Origin of the sequence: Micromonospora foliorum, from assembly GCF_022229015.1 — a bacterium.
In the GTDB taxonomy this organism is placed as follows: Bacteria; Actinomycetota; Actinomycetes; order Mycobacteriales; family Micromonosporaceae; genus Micromonospora; species Micromonospora foliorum.
This window is the reverse complement of the sequence record NZ_JAKKFF010000332.1, coordinates 1-6529: the sequence shown is the minus strand read 5'-3', so window position 1 is coordinate 6529 and position 6529 is coordinate 1. Positions and strand designations below refer to the sequence as shown.

Here is a 6529-nt window from a genome sequence, read left to right as displayed (position 1 = left end):
CGCGTGCCCGGCCGCCCGCAGCCAAGTGTCGCAGGAGCGGGGTACCGCGCGTCAGCTGGCTGCCCGGCCCGAATGCGCCCACCCAGCCGGTCGCCTCGTGCCCTAGCACCAGTGGGAACCTCTCCGCGAGGGTGCCGTTGACCATGGACAGGTCGGAGTCGCAGCCACCGGCCGCCCTGAGCGTCACCCGTACCTCCCCGGGGCCGGGCGCGGGTAGGCGTACCCGCTCGACCCGCAGCTCGGCGCCGGACCCGCGCGCGACGAGCGCGCGAACGGTGACCGGCGCGGCCGCCGGCTCGGTGCCGCCGCCCGACGGGGCCGCGGACAGCTCGGTGCCGCCTGCTGGCGCAGCCGGGGGCAGCTCGGGGTGGCTCATCGCTGGATCGCCTTCAGCTCGCAGAACTCGGCCAGCCCGTGCACGCCCAGCTCCCGGCCCAGGCCGGACTGCTTGTAGCCGCCGAAAGGGGCGAGCGGATTGAACGGGGCACCGTTGATGTCGACGGCGCCGGTGCGCAGCCGCCGGGCCACCGCGAGCGCCGCGTCGGTGTCGGCGGACCAGACCGCGCCGGCCAGCCCGTACTTCGAGTTGTTGGCGATGGCGACCGCCTCGTCGGTGTCGTCGAACGGGATGACGGCGAGCACCGGGCCGAAGACCTCCTCCTGGGCGAGCGCACTGTCGGGGTGCACGTCGGCGAAGACGGTCGGGGCGACGAAGTGCCCCCGGGCCGGTACGGGGGCGTCGGGCCCGCCGGTGACCAGCCGGGCGCCGTCGGCGAGGGCCCGGTCGATGTGGCCGCGTACCCGCTCGGCCTGGGCGGCGGAGACCAGCGGGCCGAGCCGGGTCGCCGGGTCGAACGGGTCGCCGAGGCGGTAGCCGGCGACCGCCGTGGCGATCAGGTGGAGGGCTTCGTCGTACCGGTCGCGGTGCACCAGCATCCGGGTCCAGGCGGTGCAGGTCTGCCCGGAGTTGAGCAGGGCGTTGCCGACGCCCACCTTGACGGCGGTGGCCAGGTCGGCGTCGGGAAGGATCACGTTGGCGGACTTGCCGCCCAGCTCCAGCGCGACCCGGGCGATCCGGTCGGCGGCGAGCCGCATGATCCGCGCGCCGGTGGCGGTGGAGCCGGTGAACGAGACCAGGTCGACGTCGGGGTGCCCGGCGAGCGCCTCACCGACCACCGGCCCGGTGCCGGGGACCAGGTTGAGCACCCCCGGCGGCAGGCCGGCTTCGGTGACCGCGTCGAAGAGCAGGTACGCGGTCAACGGGGTCAACTCGCTGGGCTTGAGCACCACCGTGCAGCCGGCGGCCAGGGCGGGTGCGAGTTTCGCCATCACCTGGTGCAGCGGGTAGTTCCACGGGGTGATCGCGCCGACCACGCCGATCGGCTCGCGGACGACGAGGGAGTTGCCGATGCTCTCCTCGACCGGCGCGCGGGCGGCGAGCGCGACGTGGTCGCGCAGCACGGTCAGTGGGAGCCCTACCTGCACCCGGGTGGCGAGCTTGAGCGGCGAGCCCAGCTCGACGGCGATGGTGCGGGCGAGGTCGTCGGCGCGGGCGGTGAGCGCCGCGTGCAGCCGGTCGAGGTGGGTGGAGCGCTCGGCGGGAGTGGCGGCCGACCAGCCGGGGAAGGCGGCGCGGGCAGCGGCCACGGCGCGATCCACGTCGGCCGGGGTGCCGGCCGGAACCTGCCCGACCAGCTCCCCGCTGCTCGGGTTCTCCACGTCGATCGGATCGGCGTCGGCGGGAGACGTCCACTCCCCACCGATGTGCAGGTGGCGCCGGAGACGCAGCGAGTCGGGCAACTGCGACGGCGGGGCGGCGAGGTCCATGTCGTCCCTTCGGGGTGGGCGATGGGGGTCGCGACGGGCGATGAAACTAGCGCTGGGAGTTTGGACGCTACCCCTTGGGCCGGGCGGACTCCACCGTGCCGACGGTGCGGGTGTACTCGGCGGCCAGACCGTGCAGCAGGGCGTCCAGGCCGAGGGCGAAGGCGCCCTCGTCCACGCTCTGCTGGTGCTCGGCGAGCCGGTGCGCCTGGCGCAGGTGCGGGTAGTGCGCCGCGTACAGCTCCGGGTCCTCGACGAAACCGCGGGCGAACGAGCCGAGCGCCGACCCGGCCACGAAGTAGCGCAGCGCCGCGCCGATGTGGGTGGCGCGGGCCGGCGGCCAACCGGCCCGGACCAGCCCGCCGTAGACCGCGTCGGCCATGGCGAGGGCGGCCGGTCGACGACCCGGCCCCTGCGCCAGGTACGGCACGATGTTCGGGTGGGCGGTGAGCGCCCGCCGGTACGACCAGGCCCAGTCCCGCAGCGCGGCGGTCCAGTCCCGGCTGGCGAAGCCACTGGTGTCGACGGCGCCGGTGACCGTGTCGGCGACCGCGTCGAGGATGTCGTCCTTGGTGGCGAAGTGGTTGTAGAGCGAGGGACCCTGCACGCCGAGCGCGGCGGCGAGTCGGCGGGTGGAGAGCGCGCCGAGCCCGTCGGCGTCGATCAACGCGAGCGCCGTCTCGACGATCCGGTCGCGGGTGAGCAGAGGTCGTCGAGGTCGGGGCACGTCAGAGCTCCTCGGTCTGCGGTGTCCCTCCCCGTGGGAACCACCTGTTCACGCACCCTATCCGGGACCGCCTGCGCGCAGGCGTCACCACGAGGGGTCTGGACGAATGAAAACTTACACCGCTAGTTTAGGGGATGACCGCTGCGGCCCGCAGCGGCGCACCGCCACGCCGACCGAGGGGGAACCGTGGACTTCGCACTGTCCGACGAGGAACGCGCCGTCCGAGACACCGTGCGCGCGTTCATCACCCGCGAGGTGATGCCCCTGGAGGCGGAGGTGCTTCGCCGGGAACGGGCGCACCAGCCGGGCCTCGACCACTCCGAGGTGCGCGAACTGCAACTCAAGGCACGCAAGTTCGGCTTCTGGGGCCTGGCCACCCCGGAGGAGTACGGCGGGATGAACCTGCCAGCCGTACTCCAGTCGTTGATCTGGACCGAGCTGGGCCGCACGTTCGTGCCGTTCCGCTTCGGCGGCGAGGCGGACAACATCCTCTTCCACGCCACCGAGGAGCAGAAGCGGGAGTTCCTCATCCCGACCATCGAGGGCGAGCGACGTTCCTGCTTCGCGATCACCGAACCGGGCGCCGGGTCCGACGCGGCCAACATCCGGCTGTCCGCCCGCCGCGACGGCGACGACTGGATCCTCGACGGTGAGAAGACCTTCATCACCGGCGGTCACGACGCCGACTTCGCCATCGTGGTCGCGGTGACCGACCGGGAGAAGGGCGCCCGCAACGGCGGAGCCACCGCGTTCCTGGTGGACCGGTCGATGGGCTGGCGCTCGGAGTTCATCCAGACGATGGGCGAGGGTGGGCCCGCGTCGCTCATCTTCGACGGCGTACGCGTGCCGCACCGCAACATCCTCGGCGAGATCGGCCAGGGCTTCACGCTCGGCATGGAGTGGATCGGCAAGGGGCGCTACACCATCCCGTCGCACGCCATCGGCATCGCCGAGCGGGTGTTGCAGATGGCCATCGAGTACGCCAACACCCGGGAGACCTTCGGCGCGAAGATCGGCACCAACCAGGCCATCCAGTGGATGATCGCCGACTCGGAGACGGAGCTGGAGGCGGCCCGCTGGCTGGTGCTGCGCTCGGCGTGGACTGTCGACGCGGGCCTGGACCCCCGGCACGCCTCGTCGATGGGCAAGCTCTACGGCGCCGGCATGGTCAACCGGGTGGTCGACCGGGTGCTCCAGATCCACGGCGGCATGGGCTACACCCGAGAGCTGCCGATCGAACGCTGGTACCGGCAGGTCCGGCTCTACCGGATCTTCGAGGGCACCGACGAGATGCAGCGGCTGATCATCTCGCGGGACCTGCTGCGCGGCTACACGAAGATCGGTGGCCACCTGGCCTGAGACCGGGTGTTTGATGCCGCCGAGGACGGCCCGCCGCGCGCCCGGCCGTCCTCGGCGTCGGGTTCAGCCCGTCAACGCCGTCAGCGCGGCGTCCACATCGGCCTCCGTGGAGTAGATGTGGAACGAGGCCCGGACCCGCCCGGCGCGTACCGCCGCCCGGATGCCGGCCGCGGCGAGGCGCTGCTCGGCGTCGGGCACGTCCACGCTGACGATGGCGCTCTCCCCCGGTGGCCGGCCCAGCCCGGTCAGGAACCGGTTGGCCAGCGCCACGTTGTGCGCCCCGATCGCCGACACGCCGATCTCGGCGACCACCTCCAGGGCGGGCACCGCACCGACCCAGCTGAACCAGGCCGGCGAGATGTCGAACCGGCGGGCGTCGTCGGCCAGCCGCAGCGGCGGACCGTAGTAGGAGGCGTGCGGGTCGCGGCCCGCGTACCAGCCGGCCGCGTCGGGGCGCAGCCGCTCCCGCAACTCGGGGGCCAGATAGGCGTACGCGGTCCCGCGCGGGTTCATCAACCACTTGTAGCCGCCCACCGCCACCACGTCGGCCCGGCCGCCGTCGAACGGCAGCCAGCCGCACGCCTGGGTGGCGTCCACCGCCACCAGCGCGTCGTGCGCACGGGCCGCGGCCACGATCTCGTCGTACGGGGCCACCGCCCCGTTGGCCGACTGCACCAGGCTGAACGCGACCAGATCGGTATCGGCGTCGATGGCGTCGACGAGCGACTCCAGCGGCACCGTGCGGACCCTGACGCCGCGCTCCTCCTGCACCAGCCAGGGGAAGAGATTCGAGGTGAACTCGACCTCGGGGACCAGCACCGTGGCACCGGCCGGCAGCGCCGCCGCGACCGGCCCGAGGAGCTGGGACACGGTCGCGCCGACCGCCACGTCACCGACCGGCACCCCGACGAGGCCGGCGAAGGCGACGCGAGCCCGGTGCGTCGACTCGCCCCAGCCCTCCCACGACGTACGACCGACCCGCCAGGCCGCGAGGGCCTCCTGCAACGCCGCCCACGCCGGTTCCGGCGGCAACCCGTAGCTGGCGGTGTTCAACCAGCCCGGCTCCGGTTGCCACAGCTTCTGCGCCTGCTCGATCTCCATGCCGTCGACGCTAGGCCGAGCGGCGCGCGACCGGCACGGCCAATCGGCGACCGGCGGACTGTCAGATCCGTAGCGCACCCCGCCGGGCGCGGAGGCGGGCGGCACCTGCGTCACGGCTTCCGGCCGCGCCCGATCGCTTCCTCAGCCGGCGGCGGGTGGATCCGGGTGAGTATGTCGGCGAGGCCGGCGAGCCACCGGTCGACCTCCACCAGGTGCCGGACCGACTGGAGGTCGGCCTCGCCGAGGAGCGGACGGATCCGGTCCAGCTGGTCGACGCAGGTGGTCGAGACGGGCGCCCGGTCCGGTGTCCGGCCGTGCGCGATCTCGTCGGCGAGGGCGTCGTACGCCGATCGCAGGCGCCCGGCGGACTCGCGCAGCAGCGCCGCCGCCTCGGGCCAGCCGGCGAGGCAGCCGGGCGGGTTGCGGCGCAGCAGCGACTCCGCGCCGGGCACGACGTGGTGACCGGCGCTCAGGATGGCGTCCCAGTTCGCCTGCTGACGGTGTGGATCGTGCCGCTCGGAGTGGTACTGGCAGTACGACGAGTCGATCAGGACCATCCGACGACGAACCCGGCGGAGGGCGTCTTCGGGTGGCGGCGCGTCGCCGAGCACCGACTGGACCGTCTGTTCGACCGCGTCCGCGCTGGCCGCCAGGTAGCGGGTGGCGTTGTGCCGCAGGTCGTGGCCCGCGCCGCGCGGCCACATCGCCACCCCGGCGAGCACGCCGATCACCGCGCCGAGCAGCACGTCGACGAGGCGGACCTCGGCGAGCCGCCACCCTTCCGGGCTGAGCTGGGCGAAGACGACCGTCAGCAGCAGGGTGAACAGCGCCTGCTGCCACACCGGACCGAGCAGGCGACCAACGCCGAAGGCCAGCAGCAGGGTGATCGGCAGGACGATGGCGTACACGATCGGCTCGTTGACGACGAGCATCACCCCGCCGCTGACGACCGCGCCGACGATCGTGCCCAGCACGGCCGGCCGCAGCGCGGTGCGGGTGTCGGCGGCCGAGGTACGCAGGACCGTGAGGGTGGCCAGCAGCACCCAGAAGCCGTGGGTCAGCTGCAACACCCCGGCGGCCACCCGGGCGATGGCGAGCGCCACGGCCAGCCGCAGGGAGCTGTGCAGGTGGGCCGAGCGCGGCGCCAGGTGGGAGCGGAACTGCCACCAGTACAGCGTCCACGGGCTGCGCCGGGTGTACTCGAACAGCCCCGAGGAGGCGTCGCCGCCGTCGAGCCGTACCCCGGTGGCCACCCGGGAACCGACGACAAAGACCCGGACCTGGTCCGCGAGGGCCAGCGCGGTCGCGTCCCGGCACAACCGGGGTACGTCCGGCGCGTCGCGGACCTGGCCCTCTCCCACCGGGTACGCCGCCTCGGCTCGTCCGACCGCCACGTCCACGTCGGCGGGGGCCACCGCCGGGGCACCCGGCGACAGGCTCCGACCGGCGGCGCGGGTCGTGTCCGCGCACGAGCGCAGCAGACGCGCCGCCGCCAGGTCCGGGATCGGCTCCGGCGGG

The 6529-nt window shown here is 73.7% G+C and carries 6 protein-coding genes; 1 reads left to right on the top strand and 5 read right to left on the bottom strand.

The window, feature by feature from the left end; translation table 11 throughout:
• From PSH25_RS23140 to PSH25_RS23130, 3 genes are all read right to left on the bottom strand, one after another.
• The coding region (locus PSH25_RS23140) for an alcohol dehydrogenase catalytic domain-containing protein (RefSeq protein ID WP_238661069.1) at positions 1 to 376 on the bottom strand (376 nt) is incomplete at its 3' end.
• Positions 373 to 1827 (bottom strand): aldehyde dehydrogenase family protein, encoded by a 1455-nt coding sequence (locus PSH25_RS23135; protein WP_238661068.1) that lies wholly within the window; start codon positions 1825 to 1827, stop codon positions 373 to 375. The genes PSH25_RS23140 and PSH25_RS23135, both read right to left, overlap by 4 nt.
• A gap of 67 nt (positions 1828 to 1894) precedes the next feature.
• Complete coding sequence (locus tag PSH25_RS23130; RefSeq protein WP_238661067.1) at positions 1895 to 2551, bottom strand: TetR/AcrR family transcriptional regulator C-terminal domain-containing protein; 657 nt, start codon at positions 2549 to 2551, stop codon at positions 1895 to 1897.
• 186 nt (positions 2552 to 2737) lie between these two features.
• On the opposite strand from PSH25_RS23130, the gene PSH25_RS23125 reads away from it, so the two are divergent.
• Positions 2738 to 3910, top strand: coding sequence for an acyl-CoA dehydrogenase family protein (locus tag PSH25_RS23125; RefSeq protein ID WP_196922268.1), 1173 nt, complete (start codon positions 2738 to 2740; stop codon positions 3908 to 3910).
• 63 nt (positions 3911 to 3973) lie between these two features.
• Here PSH25_RS23125 and PSH25_RS23120 read toward each other — a convergent pair whose 3' ends face one another.
• Together PSH25_RS23120 and PSH25_RS23115 are read right to left on the bottom strand one after the other, a co-directional pair.
• A complete protein-coding gene (locus tag PSH25_RS23120) occupies positions 3974 to 5011 on the bottom strand; it encodes an aminotransferase class V-fold PLP-dependent enzyme (RefSeq protein ID WP_238661066.1) in 1038 nt (345 codons plus the stop codon).
• Positions 5012 to 5121: 110 nt separating this feature from the next.
• On the bottom strand, positions 5122 to 6529 hold a 1408-nt coding region (locus PSH25_RS23115; RefSeq protein WP_238661065.1), incomplete at its 5' end, for an FUSC family protein.

Bases quoted from the DNA above. Each gene is read 5' to 3' on its own strand.
- PSH25_RS23135 (WP_238661068.1), bottom strand. From the start codon at position 1,827: ATGGACCTCGCCGCCCCGCCGTCGCAGTTGCCCGACTCGCTGCGTCTC.
- PSH25_RS23120 (WP_238661066.1), bottom strand. From the start codon at position 5,011: ATGGAGATCGAGCAGGCGCAGAAGCTGTGGCAACCGGAGCCGGGCTGG.